Origin of the sequence: Arthrobacter dokdonellae (assembly GCF_003268655.1) — a bacterium.
In the GTDB taxonomy this organism is placed as follows: domain Bacteria; phylum Actinomycetota; class Actinomycetes; order Actinomycetales; family Micrococcaceae; genus Specibacter; species Specibacter dokdonellae.
Genome location: NZ_CP029642.1, coordinates 4,330,826 through 4,352,804, shown reverse-complemented (window position 1 = coordinate 4,352,804; position 21,979 = coordinate 4,330,826). Strand labels below are relative to the sequence as shown.

The 21,979-nt window shown below is 68.0% G+C and carries 18 protein-coding genes and 2 tRNA genes; 17 read left to right on the top strand and 3 right to left on the bottom strand.

The annotated features are described in order from the left end of the window. Nucleotides 1–6 precede the first annotated feature (6 nt). Nucleotides 7–1,179 (top strand): cystathionine gamma-synthase, encoded by a 1,173-nt coding sequence (locus DMB86_RS19420; protein WP_113716007.1) that lies wholly within the window; start codon nucleotides 7–9, stop codon nucleotides 1,177–1,179. 122 nt (nucleotides 1,180–1,301) lie between these two features. Here DMB86_RS19420 and DMB86_RS21250 read toward each other — a convergent pair whose 3' ends face one another. Then, entirely contained in the window at nucleotides 1,302–1,619 is a 318-nt protein-coding gene (locus tag DMB86_RS21250) for an MBL fold metallo-hydrolase (RefSeq protein ID WP_227878510.1), read from the bottom strand. 917 nt (nucleotides 1,620–2,536) lie between these two features. Here DMB86_RS21250 and DMB86_RS19410 point away from each other — a divergent pair. Further along, nucleotides 2,537–3,214: a LysM peptidoglycan-binding domain-containing protein gene (locus DMB86_RS19410; protein ID WP_113716006.1), complete on the top strand. Its 678-nt coding sequence runs from the start codon at nucleotides 2,537–2,539 to the stop codon at nucleotides 3,212–3,214. Between the two features lie 187 nt (nucleotides 3,215–3,401). Here DMB86_RS19410 and DMB86_RS19405 read toward each other — a convergent pair whose 3' ends face one another. After that, complete coding sequence (locus tag DMB86_RS19405; RefSeq protein ID WP_113716005.1) at nucleotides 3,402–4,754, bottom strand: amidohydrolase; 1,353 nt, start codon at nucleotides 4,752–4,754, stop codon at nucleotides 3,402–3,404. Nucleotides 4,755–4,870: 116 nt separating this feature from the next. On the opposite strand from DMB86_RS19405, the gene DMB86_RS19400 reads away from it, so the two are divergent. From DMB86_RS19400 to DMB86_RS19335, 14 genes are all read left to right on the top strand, one after another. Further along, nucleotides 4,871–5,620, top strand: coding sequence for an SDR family oxidoreductase (locus DMB86_RS19400; protein WP_113719217.1), 750 nt, complete (start codon nucleotides 4,871–4,873; stop codon nucleotides 5,618–5,620). A gap of 257 nt (nucleotides 5,621–5,877) precedes the next feature. Further along, complete coding sequence (locus tag DMB86_RS19395; RefSeq protein ID WP_113719216.1) at nucleotides 5,878–8,460, top strand: DUF4118 domain-containing protein; 2,583 nt, start codon at nucleotides 5,878–5,880, stop codon at nucleotides 8,458–8,460. After that, nucleotides 8,457–9,131: a response regulator gene (locus DMB86_RS19390; RefSeq protein WP_113719215.1), complete on the top strand. Its 675-nt coding sequence runs from the start codon at nucleotides 8,457–8,459 to the stop codon at nucleotides 9,129–9,131. The genes DMB86_RS19395 and DMB86_RS19390 overlap by 4 nt, the downstream gene beginning before the upstream one ends. Before the next feature lie 64 nt (nucleotides 9,132–9,195). Then, nucleotides 9,196–9,852, top strand: coding sequence for an MOSC domain-containing protein (locus DMB86_RS19385; protein WP_113719214.1), 657 nt, complete (start codon nucleotides 9,196–9,198; stop codon nucleotides 9,850–9,852). A 394-nt stretch (nucleotides 9,853–10,246) separates the two neighbouring features. Continuing rightward, nucleotides 10,247–12,223, top strand: a complete 1,977-nt coding sequence (locus tag DMB86_RS19380) for a DEAD/DEAH box helicase (RefSeq protein WP_418202288.1) — start codon at nucleotides 10,247–10,249, stop codon at nucleotides 12,221–12,223. A gap of 323 nt (nucleotides 12,224–12,546) precedes the next feature. Continuing rightward, a tRNA-Thr gene (locus DMB86_RS19375) sits at nucleotides 12,547–12,618 on the top strand. 62 nt (nucleotides 12,619–12,680) lie between these two features. Then, nucleotides 12,681–12,754, top strand: a tRNA-Met gene (locus tag DMB86_RS19370). A gap of 199 nt (nucleotides 12,755–12,953) precedes the next feature. Continuing rightward, nucleotides 12,954–13,601: an NAD(P)H-binding protein gene (locus DMB86_RS19365; protein WP_113719212.1), complete on the top strand. Its 648-nt coding sequence runs from the start codon at nucleotides 12,954–12,956 to the stop codon at nucleotides 13,599–13,601. Between the two features lie 114 nt (nucleotides 13,602–13,715). Beyond that, a complete protein-coding gene (locus tag DMB86_RS19360; RefSeq protein WP_113719211.1) occupies nucleotides 13,716–13,961 on the top strand; it encodes a hypothetical protein in 246 nt (81 codons plus the stop codon). 18 nt (nucleotides 13,962–13,979) lie between these two features. Further along, nucleotides 13,980–15,500 (top strand): ArnT family glycosyltransferase, encoded by a 1,521-nt coding sequence (locus DMB86_RS19355; RefSeq protein WP_227878508.1) that lies wholly within the window; start codon nucleotides 13,980–13,982, stop codon nucleotides 15,498–15,500. 88 nt (nucleotides 15,501–15,588) lie between these two features. After that, nucleotides 15,589–17,160 carry a Na+/H+ antiporter gene (locus DMB86_RS19350; RefSeq protein ID WP_113719209.1) on the top strand — a complete coding sequence of 524 codons (1,572 nt, stop codon included), beginning with the start codon at nucleotides 15,589–15,591 and terminating at the stop codon, nucleotides 17,158–17,160. A gap of 105 nt (nucleotides 17,161–17,265) precedes the next feature. Beyond that, nucleotides 17,266–18,138 carry an HpcH/HpaI aldolase/citrate lyase family protein gene (locus DMB86_RS19345; RefSeq protein ID WP_113719208.1) on the top strand — a complete coding sequence of 291 codons (873 nt, stop codon included), beginning with the start codon at nucleotides 17,266–17,268 and terminating at the stop codon, nucleotides 18,136–18,138. A gap of 16 nt (nucleotides 18,139–18,154) precedes the next feature. Continuing rightward, nucleotides 18,155–19,135, top strand: a complete 981-nt coding sequence (locus DMB86_RS19340) for a DUF2797 domain-containing protein (protein WP_227878507.1) — start codon at nucleotides 18,155–18,157, stop codon at nucleotides 19,133–19,135. Between the two features lie 140 nt (nucleotides 19,136–19,275). After that, nucleotides 19,276–19,524 carry a DUF3188 domain-containing protein gene (locus DMB86_RS19335; protein ID WP_113719207.1) on the top strand — a complete coding sequence of 83 codons (249 nt, stop codon included), beginning with the start codon at nucleotides 19,276–19,278 and terminating at the stop codon, nucleotides 19,522–19,524. Nucleotides 19,525–19,557: 33 nt separating this feature from the next. On the opposite strand, the gene DMB86_RS19330 is transcribed toward DMB86_RS19335, so the two are convergent. After that, on the bottom strand, nucleotides 19,558–21,108 hold the full coding sequence (locus DMB86_RS19330; protein ID WP_113719206.1) for an MFS transporter: 1,551 nt from the start codon (nucleotides 21,106–21,108) through the stop codon (nucleotides 19,558–19,560). A gap of 79 nt (nucleotides 21,109–21,187) precedes the next feature. Between DMB86_RS19330 and DMB86_RS19325 the strand changes: the two genes are divergently transcribed. After that, complete coding sequence (locus DMB86_RS19325; protein WP_113719205.1) at nucleotides 21,188–21,754, top strand: TetR/AcrR family transcriptional regulator; 567 nt, start codon at nucleotides 21,188–21,190, stop codon at nucleotides 21,752–21,754. The last annotated feature ends 225 nt before the right edge of the window (nucleotides 21,755–21,979 follow it).

The following is a 21,979-nucleotide window of genomic DNA, read 5'->3' as shown; positions in this document are numbered from 1 at the left end:
GGCATCATGACTGACCACACCACCGCAGGCTTCAACACGCGCGCCGTCCACTCCGGGCAGACCCCCGACCCCACCACGGGCTCCGTCATCCCGCCGCTGTACCAAACCACCACCTTTGCCCAGGACGGGATAGGCAAGCTGCGCAACGGCTATGAATACGGCCGCGGCACCAACCCCACGCGCGACGCGCTGCAGGCCCAGCTCGCCGCGCTGGAAGGCGGCGAGTTCGCGTTCAGCTTCGCCTCCGGCCTGGCCGCCGAAGACGCCCTGATCCGCGCGCTCCTGGCCCCCGGCGACCACATCGTCATGGGCAACGACGTCTACGGCGGCACCTACCGGCTCATCAATCGCGTCCTGTCCGTCTGGGGCATCAGCAACACCGCCGTGGACATGAACGACGGCGGCGCGCTGGCCTCCTCCGTTGCCGCGGGCGGGCCCGAAGGCAAGACGAAGATGGTCTGGGTGGAGACGCCGTCGAACCCGATGATGAAGATCACCGACATCGCCGCGCTCGCCCAGGTGGCCCACGACGCCGGGGCCCTCCTGGTGGTCGACAACACCTTTGCGTCCCCCTACCTGCAGAACCCGCTCGCCCTGGGCGCTGACGTGGTGGTCCACTCCACCACCAAGTACATCGGCGGCCACTCCGACGCGTCGGGCGGCGCCATCATCCTCTCCGACGCGGAGGCCGCCGAGAAGATCGGCTTCGTGCAGTTCGCGGTGGGCGCCGTTTCGGCACCGATGGAGGCATGGCTGACCACCCGCGGCCTGAAGACGCTGGGCGTGCGCATGGACCGCCACTCCTCCAACGCGCAGGAAATCGCCGAATGGCTGCTGACCCGCCCCGAGGTGGAAACCGTGCTGTACCCGGGCCTGCCCGACCACCCCGGGCACGAGCTCGCCGCCCGCCAGATGCGCGGCTTCGGCGGCATGATCTCCGTGCAGTTCAAGGGCGGCGAGGCGGCGGCGCGAAAGGTGGCCGAGTCCACGCACGTGTTCACGCTGGCGGAGTCCCTGGGCGGCATCGAATCGCTCATGAACTACCCGTCGGAGATGACCCACGCCTCCGTCAAGGGCACCGAGCTTGCGGTCCCGGAGAACCTGATCCGCCTGTCCGTGGGCATCGAGGACGTCGCGGACCTGATCGCGGACCTGGACCAGGCCATCAGCTCGCTCTGACCCTCTGCGCTCATTAGACGCTCCTGCAGCTGTGGCAGTAGAACGGCGGACGCTCCTGCACCCACTGCAGGAGCGTCTCGTTTCTGCCACCCGTAAATGCGCGAGCGTCGGTACCACGCCGGTCATTCGGCCGGGATTCCCTCCAGCCAGTCCATGTAGCGCAGCAGCGACCTCCGGACGATGGGCCGGGCGTCGGCGGTGATGACACGGAAGGCACCGTAGAGCCGGTCGAATTCGAGCGGTGAGACGGTGTCCAGGATGCGCTGGATGGCCTTGCGCGGCAGCGGGATGTTGTTGACGTAGCTGCGCATCGCATTCACCGATTTCCTGTCGGCGCCGATTCCAATCGTGTCGCCCGTCAGGAGGGCACCGCGGCCCGCTGCGCCCGCCGGCCAGTGCAGCACGCTGCTGCCGGCAAAGTGTCCGCCGCACTGGATCATGCGCATCCCCGGCAGGATTTCCGCCCGGCCCTCCCACAACCGGATGGCCGGGTCCGGACGGCGGATCCACTGGGACGGCTTCCATGGCGTGGAGGCGGGGTTCGAGCTCCGTCACCCTGATGCGGTGCCCGGCGACCGCAAGCTCCTCCCTGGTGGTCCAACGTTGACCGCCTGCCGGAATGTACTGCCGTTCGTCGGCGCAGATTTCACAAATTTTCGGTGGTGCCGCTGTGTCCGGATGTTCGATGGCACACGTGGCGCAAGTCCAAACTGTCATGATGTCTCCTGAACCTTGAGGCGTAGGTGCGGGTATATGTTCGAGTGTCCGCGTGACCGGGCCGCCGTTTTTACGGAGACGCGGTGGGCAGCGGGACCATGCCGGAAATCGGCGGGGAACAACGGGACGCTCATGCGGGCTCCTTGGCGGTGGTGGCCAAGCGGAACATCACCAGCCAACCGGCTCAAGTCAGCTTGAGGTCAAGTCCACCCCTTGGCGCCACGCCACTCATGCTACAGAGTGCGCCCACCAGGCTGCTGCGGAAGGTCCGGGCTCGCGCTGGGTGCGAAAAGCGGCGGCTGACGCACGGCTCCGTGGATGAAAGACAACTTCGTACAGCTGTGCGGGAAGGCCGGTCAAGGATCATAGTCGATCTTAAATACACCATGAAACTGAAAATTACGGTGACAATTAGGTCACGATTACCTGATTTGCATATCGATTTGGTTTCGATCTACCGTTGACCATGCCCTCAGGGGCCGGCCGCGTCTCCTGCGGCCCACGAATGCCCGGGCCTGCCAACACCGCACACCGTCACGCAGCAGGCCACGGAAACGACCTCCATACCAACAGGTTCGACGGTGGCGCGCAGATGTCCGGGGACGGATGGAGCGAAGGTGGCCTTTGGGAGCACGCATCCATGAAGAACACGAAACTTACACGCAACATCAGCCGCGGACTTGCGGTTGCCGCCATTGCCGGTGCTGGACTGGCCGTTGCCGGAACCGGCGCGAACGCAGCCTCCGGCAGCACATGGGACGCCCTCGCACAGTGTGAAAGCGGCGGCAACTGGTCCATCAACACCGGCAACGGTTTCTCCGGTGGACTGCAGTTCACCCCCAGCACCTGGGCGGCCTACGGCGGCACCGGCTCTCCCCAGAACGCCACCCGAGCACAGCAGATCGCCGTAGCCGAGCGTGTCCAGGCCGGTCAGGGCTGGGGGGCATGGCCCTCCTGCGCAGCACAGCTGGGACTCTCCGGCGGGGGTGGCCAGGCCTACTCGCCGGCAGCCGTTCCCGCGCCGGCCCCCGTGGCCGCCCAGTCCTCCGAGGTTGCCCCGGTCCAGCAGGCCCCGGTCGAGCAGGCCCCGGCCCAGCAGGCCCCGGTCGAGCAGGCTCCGGTCCAGCAGGCTCCGGCCCCCGCTTCCGTTGAGCTCAGCGGCAAGACCTACACCATCCAGTCCGGCGACACCCTGAGCACGATTGCGCAGAAGCTGGGCATCAAGGGCGGGTGGGAAGCCGTCTACCAGGCGAACGCCAACACCGTCATCCACCCGGACCTGATCTTCACAGGTGCCGTCCTGCAGCTCCCGGCCTAAGCAGCACCACGGGCAGCTCGCCCGTAGCACCCTGAAGGGGCGTTTCACCTGCACGAACGGGTAGGTGAAACGCCCCTTCAATGCGTCCAGCCTGGGGGCAGGCCCGTGAGGCCGCTCCCAGGCGCCGCCACAGCAGGCCGTTCCCAGGCGCCGCCACAGCAGGCCTGCCCCCGGGCACCGGAGAGGGCTACACGCGGGAGGCCGCGGCACCCGCCCGGGCGACGTCGTCGTAGGTGTAGACGGGCTTGCCGCCGATGAACACCTTCATGGCGCGCTGCATGACATCCAGGGGATCCCCGCTCCAAAGCACCAAGTCCGCGTCCTTGCCTGGGGCCAGCGAGCCGATCCGTCCGTCGAGCCCCAGCACCTTGGCCGGGTTGATGGTGAGGGCCCGCAGCGCGGTGCGCCGGTCCAGGCCCTCCTTCACAGCAAAGGTGGCCTGGTGGACCAGGAAGTTGATGGGCACCACGGGGTGGTCGGTGATCAGCGAGATTTCCACACCGGCCGCTGCGAGCCTGCCCGGGTTGGCCAGGGAGCGCCCGCGCAGTTCCGGCTTGGATTTGGTGGTGAACAGCGGGCCGATGAGCACGGGGACGCCGCGGGCCGCCAGCACGTCACCAATGACGTGCGCCTCGGTGCCGTGGTCAATGACCAGGTCGTAGCCGAACTCGTCGGCCAGGCGGAGCGCCGTGGCGACGTCGTCGGTGCGGTGGCAGTGCTGGCGCCACGGAATTTCGCGTCGCAACACCATGGCCAGGGCCTCCATATGCGCATCGCGTGGACGCGGTTCGGGCTTGGCCAGCCAGTTCTGCGCCTCCATGAACGCCTGGCGGATCACCAGGGCCGTGCCCAGCCGGGTGGAGGGCGTTTGCTTCTTTTCACCGTAAACGTGCTTGGGATTCTCGCCCAGCGCGGACTTCAGCCCGCTGGGGGAGCGCAGCACCATCTCCTCGATGTACCGCCCGTGCGTGTGCATGGCCACGGCGAGTCCGCCGATGGGGTTGCCGGAGCCGGGATTGACGTTCACGGCCGTGACGCCGCCGGACAGGGCGTCGTCAAATCCGGGGTCAAAGGGGTCGACGGCGTCGATGGCCCGGACCGCCGCCATGACCGGGTCGGTCATCTCGTTGACATCGCTGGTGGAGCCCACCTCACCCTCTGGGTGCATGCCCAAATGCACATGCGCGTCGATGAAGCCGGGCAGCAGCCACTGGCCCTTCGCGTCCAGGACCTCCGCCCCGTCCGGCACCTGCACGGAGGCTCCCAAGGCCAGGATCTTCCCCCCCTCCACCAGGACGGTGCCGTCGAAAGGTTCGCCGTCGATCGGCACCAGGTGGGCGTTGATGAAGGCCACGACACGCTTCTTGGCGGCGTCGGCAGCCTCCCGGATGACGGCGCTGATGGAGGCCGTGTCCGCCGCGGGATGCGCCGGAACCGGCTTTCTCTTTCCCTGGCCGGCAGGCTTCCGGGCGGGCACGGCAGGCTTCGTCACGCGTCCTGGAACAAAGCCTGGCTTGGGTGTGGGCAGTGTGGGGGTCATGACGGCCTTTCAATGCATGCGCGCGGGTTCGCGGCGGAATTCCGGCGGACCGGTGGGCCCAATCCCAACTTACCGCGCCGCCCGTGAAAGGCGGCGCATGCCCGTAGGGTGGGTGCATGAACCACAGAACCGCATTGGTCACCGGAGCAGGGCGCACCGTGGGAATCGGTGCCGGCATCGCCCGGGCGCTCGCGGCCGACGGCTGGGACCTGGTCCTTAACTACTGGCAGCCGTACGATTCCCGCATGCCCTGGGGCGAACAGCCCGACGACGTCCGCACGCTCATGGCCGAACTCACCGCTGCCGGCGCCCGGGTCCGGGCCTTACCGGCCGACCTGGCCGACCCGTCCGCCGTCGACCGCCTTTTTGAGCAGATTGCCCGGGAGTCGGGGCCGCTGGAGGGCATGGTGCTTTCGCACAGCGAGTCGGTGGACTCCGCCATCCTGGACACCTCGCCGGAGAGCTTTGAACGCCATTTTGCCGTCAACACCCGCGCCAGCTGGCAGCTCATCGCGGCGTTTGCCCGTCAGGCCGGGCCCGACGGCGGTGCGATCGTTGCGCTGACCAGCGACCACACTGCGTTTAACCTGCCCTACGGCGCCTCCAAGGGTGCCCTGGACAGGATTGTGATCGCCGCCGCCCGCGAGCTTGGGGGCCAGGGGATCAGCGCCAACGTCCTCAACCCCGGTCCCGTCGACACCGGTTGGATGGACGATTCCATCCGGGCGGAGCTGACCGCACTGCAGCCGGGCGGCAGGCTCGGGTCCCCTGCGGACGTTGCACCGACCGCTGCGTTCCTGCTGTCCCCGGCCGGGCGGTGGGTAAGCGGCCAGCTGATCAAGGCCGACGGCGGCTTCTCGGCCTGATGCTGTTGGCGACGCATCCGGTGCCGCCCGGCGCAGGTTTCCCCGCCGCTGCCAGGCTTGAAACTGCAGCTGATGCGAAAAGTCAGGATCCGCCGATTCGAAACTGCAGCTGATGCGATGGAACCGGGCAAATCACATCATCAGCTGCAGTTTCGAATCAGCGTGGGCAGGCCAAGGTGCGGGAACTGGTGGCCGACAACACCGCCGCGGTGCAACAAGCGATGGCCAGGCCCTGGCGTGCTGCGAGAATGGGCGCTATGGCACGGGGCATACTGCGGATCTTCCTGGGGGCGGCCCCCGGCGTGGGCAAAACCTACGCCATGCTGGAGGAGGGTCACGTCCAGGCGGGCGCGGGCGTGGACGTCGTGGCCGGGATTGTCCTGGACCACGGCCGTGACCGGACGCGCGCACTACTGGACGGTCTGGAGCAACTGCCCGCCAAGACCGTCACCCACCGCGGTTCCGACTTTGACGAACTCGACATGGCCGCCCTGCTGGCGCGGCGCCCCGCGCTGGCCCTCGTGGACGAATACGCCCACTCAAACGTTCCCGGCGCCGGAAACGCCAAGCGCTGGCAGGACGTGGAGGAACTACTGGCAGCCGGCATCGACGTCTACTCCACCGTCAACGTCCAGCACCTGGCATCCCTGGCCGACGTGGTCGAGGCCATCACTGGCGTCCGGCAGCAGGAGACCGTGCCGGACGACGTTGTGCGCCGGGCCGAACAGATTGAGCTGGTGGACATCCCGCCGGAGCTGCTGCGCCAGCGCCTGAGCGCCGGCAACGTTTATGCCAGGGACTTGGTGGACGCCGCCATGGCAAACGACTTCCGGCTGGGCAACCTGACCGCCCTGCGCGAACTGGCGCTGTTGTGGCTGGCCGACCGCGTGGAGGAAGGCGTTGCCAAATACCGCGAGTCCCACGGCATCGAGGCCAGCTGGCCCACCCGCGAACGCGTGGTGGTGGGCCTGAGTGGCGGCGCAGAAGGCGAGTTCCTGCTCCGCCGGGCAGCCCGGATCCTGAGCCGGGTCAGCGGCGGCGAGCTCATGGCGGTGCACATCCCGCGCTCCGACGGGGTGGCGGGCAGCGTCCCGCTGGCCCTGGAAGGGCAGCGACAGCTCGTCACCGACCTTGGCGGCAGCTACCACTCGGTGGGCGGGGAGGACACCGCCCGCGCCCTTCTGGACTTTGCCCGCAGCGTGGGAGCCACCCAGATTGTCATCGGCACATCCCGCCGCAAGCCGCTGCTGGGTGTGCTGGCCAGGCCCGGCGTTGGTGCCAGGGTGGTCCGCGACGCGGGCGACATCGACGTCCACATGGTCCCGCATCCCTTGGGCGGAAAGTCCGGCCTGCAGTTCAGCCGGGGGGACCTGAACAGGAAGCGCGCCATTGTCGGCTTTGCGCTGGCCGCGCTGCTGCCCGTGCTGGTGCAGCTGGGCACGGGCGAGCTTAGTCTGCAGCTGACCATGCTCATCCAGTTCGCCGCCACCATAGCGGTGGCCCTGGTGGGCGGCCTGTGGCCGGCCGTGGTGGCCGCAATGTGGAGCAGCCTCCTGCTGAACTTCTACTCCGCGCCGCCTCTCGGCACCCTGACCATCAGCGACCCGGAGAACCTTCTGGCGCTGCTCGTGTTCCTGATGGTGGCCGTGGCCGTGGCGCTCGCCGTGGACCGGTCCGCCAGGCGGTCCCGGGAGGCCAACAGGGCCAGCGCCGAGGCCGCCACCCTGAGCGAGCTGGCCCGGGGCATCCTTGCCTCACAGGACACTGTCCAGGTGTTTTTGGAGCAGGTGCGCGAACACTTTGGCATGCGATCCGTGGCCTTGTTCTCCGGCCTGGGCGGCGGCGGCGCGGGCGGCGGTCCGGACGGTGACCACGGCGGCTGGCTGCCCGACGCCAGCGTGGGGGAAAGCCCGCCGCAAAGCCCCGACGCGGCGGACAACGTCCTGGAAATTTCGGACCACTGGATCCTTGGGCTGAGCGGGCGGATACTGCCGGGCAGCGACCGCCGCCTGTTGGCCGCCTTTGGTGCGCACCTGATCGCCCTGGAGCAGCGCGAGGCACTGACACTCACGCAGCGCGAGTACCAGCAGCTGGCCCAGGACAACAAGATCCGCACCTCCGTGCTGCGTGCGGTGTCCCACGACCTCCGCACGCCGCTGGCCGGGATCAAGCTGGCCGTCAGCAGCCTGCGGCAAAGCGAGGTGCAGTTCTCCGCCGAGGACGAAGCGGAGCTGCTGGCCACCATTGAGCACTACTCGGACAGGATGGACGCCCTCGTGGGAAACCTGCTGGACATGTCGCGGCTGAGTGCGGACATGGTCTCGCCCGTGTTGGGCCCCGTCACCTGGCAGGACGTGCTCCCGGCGGCCCTGCACGGCATCCCATCCGGCCGCATCCGACGCGACCTTCCCGCAAACATGCCCCCCGTGGAGGCCGATCCCGGCCTGCTGGAACGGGTCATCGCCAACATCGTCGAAAACGCCGTGAAGTACGCACCGGACTCCGGCATTTTGCTGGTTGGGGCTGTGGGCGGCAGCGGCAGCGCCACCGTGGCCGGGCGCCCCGCCAGCGAGCTGCGCGTGGTGGACCACGGCAAGGGCGTCCCCGCGGAACACGTCATGGCCATGTTCCGGCCCTTTCAAAGGCTCGACGACGTCTCCTACGGCGCCGCGGGAGGCACCGGGGTGGGGCTTGGCCTGGCAGTCGCCAAGGGATTCATCGAAATCATGGGCGGCGTGCTGGAAGCGGAGATGACGCCCGGAGGCGGGCTGACCATGGTGATCCGGCTGCCGCTGTCCACGGGGATCACGACCACAGGGAACGGGCCGGGGAACGGATGAACACGGTACTGGTGGTGGACGACGAGCCGCAAATCCTGCGCGCCCTGCAAATCAACCTGCACGCCCACGGCTACCAGGTGGTCACGGCGCCCACCGGTGCCGCGGCGCTCCAGGCCGCACAAACCCACGCCATCGACGTCGTCGTGCTTGACCTGGGCCTGCCGGACATGGACGGGCTCGACGTCATCGCCGGGCTGCGCGGCTGGACGGAGGTGCCGATCATTGTGCTTTCGGCGCGGCACGGCTCCTTTGACGTGGTGGAGGCGCTCGACGCCGGTGCGGACGACTATGTGACCAAGCCGTTCGGGCTGGACGAACTGTTGGCGCGGCTGCGGGCCGCGTCGCGACGCGCGGGCCCGCAGGCAGCCGAACCGATGGTCAGCACCGCCGAGTTCACCGTGGACCTGGCCAACAAACTGGTGCTGCGCAAAGGCGCGCCCGTGCGGATGACGCCCACCGAATGGAAGGTGCTGGAACTGCTGGTGCGCAACCCCGGCCGGCTGGTCAGCCAGCAGCAGATGCTCTCCGAGGTGTGGGGGCCGGCCTATGCGAAGGAGACGCACTATCTGCGCGTGTACATGGCCCAGCTGCGGCGCAAGCTCGAACGCGACCCGGCGAACCCCGAGCACCTGCTCACCGAGGCCGGCATGGGATACCGCTTCCAGCCGTAGCCCATGCTGCGGTGCACGGACCCACAGGGCCCAAAACAGGCCGCCGCTGCAGTAAATTTGTTCCATGAACCCTGCCGCCCCCGGAACCGTCCTTGCCCTGTGCCGTGTCCACCAGCTGGCCGCGACCAGGACCGGTTTCGGTGTCACCGCCATTGACAAGCGGCCCGTGGCGGAGCCTGTGGCCATCCGGAAATTTGGCGTCTTTGGCGACGTGCAGGGGGACCGGGAACACCATGGGGGACCGGACCAGGCCGTGTATGCCTATTCCCAGGAAGACGCCGACTTTTGGAGCCGGGAGCTGGGCCGGGAGATCCCGCCCGGGTTGTTCGGTGAAAACCTGCGCACCCGGGGCGTGGAAACGACCGGAGCCGTCATTGGCCAGCACTGGCGCGTGGGCAAGCACCTGCTCCTGGAGGTGACGTCGCCGCGCGTGCCGTGCGCAACCTTCGCCGAGCGCATGGGCGAGCCGCACTGGGTGAGGCGCTTCACCGAAGCCGGACGCGTGGGCGTGTACTTCCGGGTCCTGCACAAGGGCAAGGTGCAGGCGGGGGACACGGTCACGGTGGAACCGGCCCCCGCACACGGCATCACCGTGGGCAAGTTCTTTTCCAGCCCCACTGTGGAGGACGTGCACACCCTGCAGGCCCTGCACGACGCCGGCGAGCTCACCTTGAGTGCGCACTACGGCAAGTACTTCCAGCGGATCCTGCACAACGAGTAGTCGGGCGGCGGGCGCCGGCGGGCGCCGTCGAACCTCCCTCCACAGGGTCCGAAGGGGGACCATGTGCCCAACCTCACGCGCCCCCATCGACAACCGCTGCGGCGAATGTGTAGCGTATGCCCTACAATTTAAATATCCCCCACTCCGGTATCTCCTTTTATTTCTGCCCAATTTTTGAGGCAGAAGCCTGAAGTGTATGGGGCCCGCAAGCATGTTGGGCGGGCAGGAAAGCGTTCATAGGGGATTGCCGGCAAAGTAAACGCCATGTGGCGTTGGCATCCGCTGACGCCTGCAACGCGCTGAAAGCGCCTAGCGATGGTGCGGAATCCTGCCACGGGATGGTACGTAGCGGCTGGATTCTCCCGAATGCGGCACTCACATGCCGCCTGGCCCTATGAATGAGGACATACTCACCATGCCCGAAAACTTTACCCAAGACGCCCCCGAGGTTGACGCCGTCAATAAGGACGAAGCCCCGGAAGCTACCTTTGCCGAGCTCGGCATCGACGGACGCGTGCTCTCTGCACTGAGCGACGTCGGCTACGAAACCCCCTCGCCCATCCAGGCCGCCACCATCCCGCTGCTGCTCGAAGGCCGCGATGTTGTGGGCCTGGCGCAGACCGGAACCGGAAAGACGGCAGCATTCGCCGTTCCCGCACTGTCCCGCATGGCCGAGCTGATGGACCTCAACGGCCCCACCAAGAACACCCAGATCCTGGTGCTGGCCCCCACCCGCGAGCTGGCCCTGCAGGTTGCCGAGGCGTTCACCTCCTACGCCAAGTACATGGACAACTTCTCCGTGCTGCCCGTCTACGGCGGCTCGGCTTATGGTCCGCAGCTTGCAGGCCTGCGCCGCGGCGCCCAGGTGGTTGTCGGAACCCCCGGCCGCGTGATCGACCACCTGTCCAAGGGCTCCCTGGACCTCTCCAACCTGCAGTACCTGGTCCTGGACGAGGCCGACGAAATGCTGCGCATGGGCTTCGCCGAGGACGTGGAGCAGATCCTGTCCCAGACCCCGGCCGAGAAGCAGGTTGCCCTGTTCTCCGCCACGATGCCCGGTCAGATCCGCCGCATCTCCAAGCAGTACCTGAACAATCCGGCCGAGGTCACGGTCAAGTCCAAGACCACCACCGGCGCCAACACCCGCCAGCGCTACCTGCAGGTCATGGGCCCGCACAAGCTCGACGCGCTGACCCGCGTGCTGGAGGTCGAGGAGTTCGACGGCGTCATCGCCTTTGTGCGCACCAAGATGGCCACCGAGGACCTGGCCGACAAGCTCAAGTCCCGCGGCTTCCAGGCTGCCGCCATCAACGGCGACATTCCGCAGCAGCAGCGCGAGCGCACCATCGAAGGCCTGCGCGACGGCCGCTTCGACATCCTCGTCGCCACCGACGTGGCTGCCCGCGGCCTGGACGTTGAGCGCATCTCCCACGTCATCAACTACGACATCCCGCATGACACGGAGTCCTACGTGCACCGCATTGGCCGCACCGGCCGTGCCGGCCGCTCCGGCGACGCGATCCTGTTCATGACCCCGCGCGAGAAGTACCTGCTGCGCGCCATTGAAAAGGCCACCCGCCAGCCGGTTGAGCAGATGCACCTGCCCTCCGCCGAGACCATCAACTCGCTGCGCCTGGGCAAGTTTGCCGAGAAGATCACCGAGACGCTGGCCAGCCAGGACGTGGCCAAGTTCCGCGACTTGATTGCCAGCTACGAGGAAGAGCATGACGTCCCCGCCGCGGAGATCGCCGCGGCCCTGGCCGTCATGGCCCAGGGCGGCCAGCCCCTGCTGGTCCAGGACCTGCCGGCAGCACCGGAGTACCAGAAGCGTGAGCGCGCCAAGGACGGCTTCGGCTCCCGCGGCCCGACCCGCACGCTGACCGAGGGCAACGCCACCTACCGCATCGCCGTGGGACGCCGCCAGCGCGTCATGCCCGGTTCCATTGTCGGCGCCATCGCCAACGAGGGCGGCCTGTCCTCCTCGCAGATCGGCGGCATCGACATCCGCGCCGACCACACCCTGGTGGAGCTGCCCGCGGAGCTGTCCAAGGACCAATGGCGTGCCCTGAGCAAGACGCGCATCGGCGGGGAGCTCATCAACCTCGAGCTGGACAAGGGCCGCCGCCCGGCGTCCTCCGGCGCAGGCTACAAGGGCCGCGATGACCGTGGCGACCGCGGCCAGGGCGGCTTCCGGAAGAAGTTCGACGGCGGCCAGGGCGGCTACCGCGGCGACCGGGACCGCGGCGCGGACCATGGCTACGGCGCGGACCGCGGCCAGGGAAACAGCCAGGGCCACACCGGACACGGTGGTGGCGACCGCCGTCCCCGCCACGAGGGCGGCCAGAGCTTCAACAGCAAGGGCAAGTGGTAACGAGGCCGTTGCCGGACACTATGATCCGGTCGGAACCTTGAAATCGTAATTTGCCGGGACAGGGGGCGGGGCGCAAAGGAAACTTTGTGCCCCGCCCCCTGTCTGGTATCCGCGCGCCCGGAGCTGTGACGCATGTCATCAGTCCCGCCCCGTGGGCCGGACTGCCCGGTTCCATGCGCCGGAAATGGGGGTGTTCCGGCCGCATTTCGGCACCGTGTACGGCCCCATCCGCGCCTCTCACGCCCCGATGCGGGGGCCGGTCCCGAGGGGTGGAATCCTCGATTTCGCATCCTGCAAAACCGCTGGTAAAGTATTTTCTCGTTGCCCCCCTAGCTCAGTGGTAGAGCGCGTTCTTGGTAAGAACGAGGTCACCGGATCGATTCCGGTGGGGGGCTCGCAAATGGGGTGGCTCGTGTCAATACGGTTTTGGCCGACAACACGGGCCAAACTCATTTATGGCGGCGTAGCTCAGTTGGTTAGAGCGCACGACTCATAATCGTGAGGTCGGGAGATCGAGCCTCCCCGCCGCTACCGAAACAAAACCCGTGGTCCCGGCCGAAAGGCCCAGGGGCCACGGGTTTTTTGCGCCCATGGCGGCATGCTTGGCTGTGCGGCCGCCTGCGTGCACCGTCGGCGCTGCCGCCTGACTGGCGCCCTCGTCGCGCCCGGTGTGTACTGGGAGGACGCAGGCAGCGGTTCCTGGCCGCCGCCGTGACGAAGGAGCGGCAGCATGGGCAAGGTCATGATCATTGGCGGGCACGGGAAGATTGCACTGCTGTTGGCCCCGCTGCTCAAGGAGCGCGGCTGGGAGGTTTCCGGCGTGATCCGCAACGCCGCCCAAATCGACGATGTTGCCGCGGCGGGGGCCACCCCGGTGGTGCACGACGTCGTGTCCGCGTCCGTGGACGAGCTCGCCGCATTGATGGCCGGACAGGACGCGGTCGTCTGGTCCGCGGGCGCAGGCGGGGGAAGCGCCGAACGGACATACGCCGTCGATCGCGACGCGGCCATCCGTTCCATGGACGCCGCAGCCCAGGCCGGCGTGACGCGCTATGTGATGGTGTCCTACCTGGGGGCCGGCCCGGACCACGGCGTCCCCCGAGAGGACAGCTTCTTCCCCTACGCCGAGGCCAAGGCGGCCGCAGACGCGCACCTGCGCGGCACGGGCCTGTCCTGGACCATCCTGGGGCCCGGGGCGCTGACCCAGGACGACCCGACCGGGGCCGTCACCACGGCTGCCGACCCCGCCAGCCGGAACACCTCCCGGGCCAATGTCGCCCTCGTGGCGGCGGCGGTCCTTGGCCGCCCGGACACCGTGCGCCGCACCATCGAATTCACCGACGGGGATGTCCCGATTGCGCAGGCGCTGAACCCCTGATCGGCGGCGAAAGATCTTTGCTGTCTTCCTCCAGCGTTGAACCCGTGCCCTGCCGGCGCCGTCTCTAGATGCAAGCCCGGCCGCCAGGCGAGGGCTCCAATCTAGGAGAACACCATGAGGAATTTCCGGCTGGCCGCCGGCGTCCTGGCGCTGGGGGCCGGCCTGCCGCTCGCAGGCTGCGGCGGGACAGTTGCCCGGCCCGCGGCACCGCGGCCCCGGCGTTGTCCGCGTTCCCGTGGTTCCAGGCCGGCCGGCGGCCGCCACGGCAGCAGTGTTATTGTCGCCGCGACCCCGGCAAGCGTATGGTTCCGGTATCGCACCATTCTCGAGCAGGCGGTGGACTCGTATGAGCTCCTGTAGGCGCGCGGTGGCGCGCAGATGACCCCCTCACCGCCGATGCGGCCAAGTCCTGGCGGCCCTGCGCGGATCGCCTACAGCCTGCGGGCGCCTTTTGCCTGGCGCCCGGTGGCCGTGGTCCTGGCCGTTGACGCGGCCCTGTTCCTGCTGACCGTGACGCGGTACGGCTACCATCGTGACGAACTGTATTTCCGCGTCCTGTCCATGCATCCGGCCTGGGGCTATGTGGACCAGTCCCCCTTGACGCCGATGGTTGTCCGGGCCGGGATCTGGGTGTTTGGCGACAACCTGTGGGCGCTGCGCGTGCCGGCGATGCTGTTCGCCCTCGGCGCCGTGGCCCTGACGGCCCTGCTGTCGGCCGAACTCGGCGGCGGCGCCCGGGCACAGCTGCTGGCTGCGGCGGGCGCCAGTTCAACGTTTGTCTTCATTGCCGGGCATATCCTGTTGACGGCTTCCGCCGACCTGTTGCCATGGCTGGGGTTCATCCTGTTCGCCTGCCGGGCGTTGCTGCGGGACCGGCCGCGGTGGTGGCTGCCCGCCGGCCTGGTGGTGGGGCTGGGCACCTACAACAAGTGGTTGATTGCGCTATTGTTGCTCGGCTTCCTTGGCGGCCTGCTCCTGGCGGGACCGCGCAGGGCCCTCACCCAAAGATGGCTGTGGGCAGGAGTGCTCGCCGCCGTGCTTGTCGGGGCCCCGAACCTGGTTTACCAGGCCGCGACGGGCTGGCCGGAACTCACGATGGCCGGAGCGCTGGCGCGCGACAAGGGCGGCGACGACAGGCTGTACTTCGTGCCGTTTCAGCTCATACTCCTCGGCATCACCCTCGTCCCGATCTGGATCGCCGGTCTCGTGGCGTTGTTTCGGCGCGCCGAGTGGCGGCCGGTGCGGGCATTTGCCTGGGCGTACCCGATCGTCGCCCTGATCGTCCTGGCCACAGGCGGCCAGCCCTACTACACGTTCGGGCTGCTGGCCTTCGCCTACGCTGCCGGGTCCGCCGTGAGCGTCCAGTGGGCGCGCCGCCGTGCCCTCCGTTGGTCCGGCGTCTGGACCGCCGTCGCGGTTGCCGGGGCCACGGCCGTGGTGGTGGCGCTGCCGGTAATCCCGGCGGCATCATTGCCACCTGTCATCGCCACGGTCAACCAGACGGCCAGGGACTCCGTGGGCTGGCCTGCCTACGTGGACCAGGTGGCTGGAGTCTACGACGCACTGCGGCCCGCCGAGCGGGCGCGCACGGTGCTGTTGGCGCAGAACTATGGGGAAGCGGGCGCGCTGGAGAAATTCGGGCCGACCCGCGGACTTCCGCCGGTGTTCAGCGGGCAGAACCAGCTGCATGCCTACGGCCCCCCGCCGGCAACGGCGACTGCCGCCGTCACTGTGGGCTTCGATGAGCTGTCCAACCTCTTCACCTCATGCACCGTGAAGGCCAGGCTGGATAACGGGATCGGCGTCCAAAACGAGGAACAGGGACGGGCCGTCATGGTCTGCCGCGGCCTCCGCGCCCCTTGGACGTCCCTGTGGCCAGGGATGCAGCACTACGACTGAGGCCCCCGTGCCCCACGACCGGGGAGCAACAGGCAGGCTGCGCGGGAGGATCAGGGTGCGGGTCCTCGGGAGACGCTAAGGTGAGAGCGTGGAACAGCTGGTACTGGTCATCGGACTCCTCTTCGCCACGGTGGTTGCTGTCGGGCTGGGAGACAGGCTCAAGCTTCCGTACCCGGTGCTCATGTTGCTCCTGGCCGTCGCCATGACGTTCATCCCGGGTTTCCCGGACCTGCAGATCGACCCCGAGCTGATCCTGCCCATCTTCCTTCCGCCGTTGCTTTTCGCCACCGCACAGAAAAGCTCCTGGTCGGTGTTCCGTGTCCGTTGGCGGACCATCATCCTGCTGGCCGTGGCCCTCGTGGTGGTCTCCACCGCGGCGGTGGCGGGTGCCGCATGGCTGTTGATTCCCGGGATCGGCCTGCCTGCTGCCGTGGCGCTGGGCGCGATGGCCGCCCCGCCGGACCCGGTGGCCGTGGAATCGGTGTCGGGCCGCGTGCACATGCCCCGCCGCCTCATCACCGTGCTGCAGAGCGAGGGCCTGTTCAACGACGCCGCCGCCATCGTGGTCTTCCAGGCGGCCGTGGCCAGCGCCCTGTCCGGCCAGCCCTTCGGGGCCGAAGTGGCGGCCAAGTTTGCCCTGGGAGCCGTGGCGGCCGTCGTCGTCGGCATGCTCATGGGCTGGCTGACGGGGCTGATCACCAGGCTCATCACGTCCTCCGTGGCCCGCAGCGCCGTGACCCTGGTGGTCCCGTTTGCCGCCTACATCCTGGCCGAGGAGGTCCATGCCTCCGGCGTCATCGCCGTGGTGGTGACGGCGCTGGAGATCAAGCGCCACGCCCGTGCCGAGGACGCGGCCGAGCGTGTCACCCGGGCGGCGTTTTGGGACGTGGTGGAACTGCTCGTCACCGGGCTCGCGTTCGGACTGGTGGGACTCGAGGTCCGCGAGGTCGTCAACGCCGAAGGTTCGGCAATTTGGGGCATGATTCCCCCGGCAGCCGGAATCAGCGTCCTCGTCATCGCGGTCCGTTTCCTGTGGTTCGGGCTCCTCGCGCTGCTTTCGCGCAAATCCGAGGGCGGGCTTCAGCCCACCAGCCTCAAGGACGTGGTGATCCTCACGTGGTGCGGCATGCGGGGGTTGGCCACCTTGGCGCTGGCGCTGGCCCTGCCCACCGTGCTGCCGTCCGGCGACGCGTTTCCCGGCCGCCACGAGATCATCGTGGTTGCCTGTGCCGTGCTGCTGGCCACCCTGGTGCTGCCCGGCCTCACCCTGCCGTGGCTCATGCGCGTCTTAAAGGCAACGGACGACGGCGTGGAGGAGCGTGAGGCCGGGCGGCTGCTGGCCCTGCGTGCCCAGGATGCGGCCGTGGCGGCCCTTCGGGACAACGAGCTCATCAAGAGCCTGCCGCAGGAAAAACTGCAACTGGTCAAATCCAGGATGAAGCGCCTGCACGCTGAACTGCTGGACGGAAACGTGGACGACGGCGGTGCGGACGGGCGACGCCGTCGGGGCCGGGAACTGGCCATCGCCGTGCAGACCATCGCCCTGGACGCCGCCCGGCAGGAGGTGCTCACGGCACGCAACGAGGCCGCGACCGATCCGGAAGTGGCCGACCGGGTGCTGCGCCAGCTCGACCTGCGCACCATGATCATGCCGGAGTAGCGGCCCGCGCGGGGCCGGCCAACTGGCACATTCCGCCAGCCGGTGGGGCCGGGTCTTGTAGGAGCGCGCAGCGATTCCGGCGCGGAGTGCGTATACGGTAGATGTATGTCTAGTACCGTTCACACCGACTCCGCGTCCAAGCCACCCCGCACCCGCAATATTCCGGCTGAAATTGCCCGGTCATGGCTGCTGGTACCCGCGACCCGCCCGGAGATCTTCGATGAGGCCGCGGATTCGCGTGCTGACGCCGTGGTTTTGGACATCGAGGACGCGGTTGACCCGAAAAAGAAGGACGCCGCGCGGTCCGACGTCATTGCCTGGCTGCGCAACGGGGGCAAGGCCTGGGTCCGCATCAATGACGTCCACTCGGACTTCTGGGCGGACGACGTTGCCGGCCTGCGCAACATCCCCAACCTGCTCGGTGTGATGCTGGCGAAGACCGAAAACGCCGAACAGGTCAAGGAGACCTACCACCGTCTCGACGGCAAGACCCGCGTCCTCGCCCTGGTGGAGTCCGCACTGGGCATTGAGGAAGCGAACAACATCGCCCGAGCAGAGGGTGCCTTCCGCCTGGCATTCGGCTCGGGCGACTTCCGCCGCGACACCGGCATGGCCGCCGACCGTGAGGCCATGGCGTACCCGCGCGCCAAACTCGTGGTTGCCAGCCGGGTCGGAAACCTGCCCGGCCCCATTGACGGCCCCACCGTCGGCACCAACCACCCGATCCTGCGGGAACAGTCCGCCATCACCGTCTCGATGGGCATGACGGGCAAGCTTTGCCTGGCGATCGACCAGACGACGATCATCAACGAGGTCATCAGCCCCACACCCACCGACGTTGCCTGGGCCACCGACTTCATGAATGACTTCGAGGCGCGCGGCGGCGTCATCCGGGACGGTTCGGACCTGCCCCGCCTGGGACGTGCCGAAAAGATCATGAAGTTGGCCGTGGCCTACGGCGTCCAGCCAGCCGTCTGATGTGATGGCCGGTCCGGTGATCGATCCCGGGGCCCTGGCCCCGACGGGCCCGGAGAGACCTGGCGTGGTCGGCGGACAGCCGGCGAGCGGGACCTTGGTCCGCGGAATCACCTGGTCCGCGGACGGGCCCGTGCTTGCCGTGACCACGGACGACGGCGGTGTACGCCTGCCGCTCGAGCCTGGGCTTTGGCTGCGGTTCCGTGTCGAGTGCGGCGCCGGTGTCCCGGCCCGGCACTGTCTCGGGTTTTCGGTGGTGCTGGGCCCCCATGACGCCGAACACCACAGCTGCCCCACGGGTCAGGCCGCAGAGCGCGGCTACCAGTGTGGCAGCTGCTTGGCGCGGGACGACTTCCGCTTCATGCACGACTTTCACCGCAGCGGCATTGGGCCGCCCGGCCTGAAGGCCTACCTGGCACAGCCGCACTGGTTGTATATCGCCACGTTTGCCGATGGCACCGTGAAGGTCGGAACGGCATCCCAGCGAAGCAAGTGGAGCCGACTGGCAGAGCAGGGAGCCATTGTTGCCCGATACGTGGCCCGCGCCCGGGACGGCTCCGTGGTGCGGATGCTCGAAGACGCAGTGTCCGCGGAGCTGGGCCTGACCCAAGTCGTCCGCGGCGCGGCAAAATTCGCCTCCCTTTTGCAGCCGAAGCTGGACGCCGAACTGGACGCCGTCAATGCCACCGCCTCCGGTGCGGCGCGCGCCTTCTTGAGCACGTGCGCGCTGGATGGGTTTCAACCCGTGACCGAACGGTTTGACCTCGGTCCTTTTGCCGCCGCGGTGGCGCGACCCGGCCGGCGGATCGCCTACCCGTTGCCTCTGTCGTGCGGTGAGCACGGCATGCGGCTGGATTCGATGGTGGGCAGTTATGCCTTGGTGGCCGTGGACGACACGGAGACGGAGTTTCTGGCCGACCTCGCCGGGCTGAAGGGACACAAGATCCAGTTCGGCGACTACGCGACTGAGATCCCCGCGCTGCAGGAGTCTCTCTTCTAATCCGGAGGCTGGCCCGTTTCCGGTGGTTGAACATCGCAAAGGTGCAGGAGCGTTGCCGAAAAAGCCGCCAAAGCTGCAGGAGCGTCGATAGTGGGGCGGCTGCGAACCGGGGCTTGGGCATTACCCATTAGACTTGGGACGTGCTAAACGACTTTTGGGAAACCGCGCCTCCGGCCTATAAATATGCCGTTTTCGGCGGCATGGGCCTGACTGCCCTTGGCATCATCATCATCGTCATTGGTGCCGTCACCTCCACGCCGCACCTGACCTTTGTCGGCCTGCCGTTCATCGGCGTGGGGCTGATCGCCCACATGGTGTCGCTGGGAGTCCGCAGCCGCGCCGTCCGCAAGGCCCTCAAGAACGCGGACAAGCGAAACAGCGGCCGCTGAAGCGAACACACCGGAGGCTGCTGACAACAGGCCTCAGCGGGCCCCAGGATCCGCGCCGGAATCGGCGGCGCGCAAGGTCCGCAGGCACATGACGGCCGCGCCCGCCATCAACGCAACACCCACCAGCGCGACCAGCCCGGAGCCGCAATCAAAGGCGTGCCTGGCCGATGCCAGCAGTGCGGATCCCTGTCCGGCAGGCAGCGTGTTGGCAACGTCGATCGCCCCGCCCAGCGTCTGGCCCGCCGCATTCCGCTCCACCGCGGAGAGCGACCCGGGCACCACCACGTTGAGCCGGTAGGCGGCCGCCAGGATGCTGCCCAGCAGGGCGGTTCCCAGGACCGAGCCGACCTCGTAGGCGGTCTCCGAGATCGCCGACGCGGCACCGGCCTTGGCCGGTGGGGCAGCGCTGAGGATGAGGTCGTTGGAGATGGTCTCCGCGATCCCCACGCCCGCACCCAGCACAACAAAGGCCGCCACAATGCCGGCCACGGCGCCGTCCGGGTTCAACCACACGATCCCAAATCCGACGGCGTTGAGCAGCAGGCCTGCGGACACCAGCCGGGACGGCTTGAAGAACCTGGCCAGCCGGGCCGCCAGCAGCCCCGTCACAATCGAGACGGCAAGCCCCGGGACCAGCACAAACGCCGCCGCGGTGGGGGAGAGCCCCACCACCAGCTGCAGGTGCTGGGTGACGAAGTACAGGAAGCCCACCAGCGAGAAAATGCTCAGCAGGTTGGCCAGCACGCCCCCGCTGAACACCGGGTTGCGGAACAGCCGCACATCCAACATGGGGCTGTCCCGGCGCAGCTGGCGCCGTACAAAGACGAAGCCCAGCGCCAGACCTGCCGCGATCAGGCCGGCATGTACCGCCCAGGGCCCGCCCTGGGCGATCTCCTTGATGCCAAAAATGACCGGGACCATGGCGCCGAAGGAGAGCAGGATGCTGAGGGGGTCAATCTTCCCGGGCTCGGGGTCCTTTGATGCAGGCACAAAAATGGGCGCCAGGATGAGCAGTGGCACCAGCACGGGGACCGAGAGCAGGAATACCGAGCCCCACCAGAAGTGCTCCAGCAGGAATCCGCCCACAATGGGACCCAGTGCGGCCCCTCCGGAAAAGCACGCAGCCCAAATGGCGATGGCGGTGCGCCGCTGGTCCTGGTGCGCGAAGAGGTTGCGGATCAGGGAAAGCGTGGAAGGCATCAGCATGGAGCCGAACACGCCCAGGAGGGCCCGGTAGCCAATCAAGGCCGCGGCCGACGGCGCAAAGGCCGCCAGCACGGACACCACGGCAAAACCCGTGCTCCCGAGCAGGAGCAGGCGGCGACGGCCAAAGCGGTCGGCCAGGCTGCCCATGGGGACCAGCAGCGCGGCCAGCACCAGCGGGTAGACGTCAATGATCCACAGCAGCTCCGGCGCGGAGGGGACCAGGGCAAGCGAGATGGAGGGGACGGCGAAGCTCAGCACCGTGTTGTCCACGGAGATCAGCAGCACCGGCAGCATGAGGACCGCCAGGGCGACCCAGGCCCGTGTGTCCGCGCGGGCGGCGGCGGCGCCCTGTTTGGGATTGTCGAGAATAAAAGCCATGACAACCACTCTAAACCGTCTAGTCGGTACAGTAAACCGGCTGGACGGTACAGTCCATCACTTCTTGTAGGCTGTAAGGATGACTACACCACCGTCCGCGCGCGTCCGGGTCCTGCAGGCGTACGAGGACCTGTTGATCAACGACGGCCCCCGGGCAGCCACGCTGGACGCGGTTGCGGCCGCTGCGGGCGTCTCCAAGGGTGGCCTGCTGTACCACTTCAAAAGCAAGGAAGCCTTGACGGCCGGCCTGGTCGAGAAGATGCGTCAACTGGCCGAGGCTGACTTTGCCCTGATGGCCAAAGACCCGGAAGGCTGCGCCAACTACTACGTGCGCACCAGCGTCTTCGGTGGAACCACGTTCGACCGCACGGTCGTTGCGGCCATGCGGCTGGCCCAGGGGGACGACACCACCGTGCGCGCAGCCTTTTCCGAGATGCACGAACGCTGGTACCAGCTGATCCTCGGCGACATCCAGGACGCCTCGGTCGCGCGCGCCGTCATGCTCATCGGCGACGGCCTCTACTACAACGCGGCCCTTTTTGGTCTTCCGACGCATGCCGGGAACGACGCCGGACCCGACGGAAGCGTTGACGTCCGGTCCTTACTGACGGTGGTCGCGCGGATGGGATCGGGTGCCCGGACCTAGCGTGCGCAGCATGCGCCGCCCGGTAGCGCCCACCGACCTCCCCGACCTCGCTTCTCCCCGGCGGCTCCCACCGCTCGCAAACTCGCGGCGGGACCCTCGCCGCCGTGGGCCCATGCCGGGGCCCCTCGGCCGGTAGCGCCCACCGGCCTCCCCGTCCTCGCTTCTCCCCGGCGGCTCCCACCGCTCGCAAGCTCGCGGCGGGACCCTCGCCGCCGTGGGCCCATG

Bases quoted from the DNA above. Each gene is read 5' to 3' on its own strand.
- DMB86_RS19420 (WP_113716007.1), top strand. From the start codon at position 7: ATGACTGACCACACCACCGCAGGCTTCAACACGCGCGCCGTCCACTCC.
- DMB86_RS21250 (WP_227878510.1), bottom strand. From the start codon at position 1,619: ATGATCCAGTGCGGCGGACACTTTGCCGGCAGCAGCGTGCTGCACTGG.
- DMB86_RS19410 (WP_113716006.1), top strand. From the start codon at position 2,537: ATGAAGAACACGAAACTTACACGCAACATCAGCCGCGGACTTGCGGTT.
- DMB86_RS19405 (WP_113716005.1), bottom strand. From the start codon at position 4,754: ATGACCCCCACACTGCCCACACCCAAGCCAGGCTTTGTTCCAGGACGC.
- DMB86_RS19400 (WP_113719217.1), top strand. From the start codon at position 4,871: ATGAACCACAGAACCGCATTGGTCACCGGAGCAGGGCGCACCGTGGGA.
- DMB86_RS19395 (WP_113719216.1), top strand. From the start codon at position 5,878: ATGGCACGGGGCATACTGCGGATCTTCCTGGGGGCGGCCCCCGGCGTG.
- DMB86_RS19390 (WP_113719215.1), top strand. From the start codon at position 8,457: ATGAACACGGTACTGGTGGTGGACGACGAGCCGCAAATCCTGCGCGCC.
- DMB86_RS19385 (WP_113719214.1), top strand. From the start codon at position 9,196: ATGAACCCTGCCGCCCCCGGAACCGTCCTTGCCCTGTGCCGTGTCCAC.
- DMB86_RS19380 (WP_418202288.1), top strand. From the start codon at position 10,247: ATGAATGAGGACATACTCACCATGCCCGAAAACTTTACCCAAGACGCC.
- DMB86_RS19365 (WP_113719212.1), top strand. From the start codon at position 12,954: ATGGGCAAGGTCATGATCATTGGCGGGCACGGGAAGATTGCACTGCTG.
- DMB86_RS19360 (WP_113719211.1), top strand. From the start codon at position 13,716: ATGAGGAATTTCCGGCTGGCCGCCGGCGTCCTGGCGCTGGGGGCCGGC.
- DMB86_RS19355 (WP_227878508.1), top strand. From the start codon at position 13,980: ATGACCCCCTCACCGCCGATGCGGCCAAGTCCTGGCGGCCCTGCGCGG.
- DMB86_RS19345 (WP_113719208.1), top strand. From the start codon at position 17,266: ATGTCTAGTACCGTTCACACCGACTCCGCGTCCAAGCCACCCCGCACC.
- DMB86_RS19330 (WP_113719206.1), bottom strand. From the start codon at position 21,108: ATGGCTTTTATTCTCGACAATCCCAAACAGGGCGCCGCCGCCGCCCGC.
- DMB86_RS19325 (WP_113719205.1), top strand. From the start codon at position 21,188: ATGACTACACCACCGTCCGCGCGCGTCCGGGTCCTGCAGGCGTACGAG.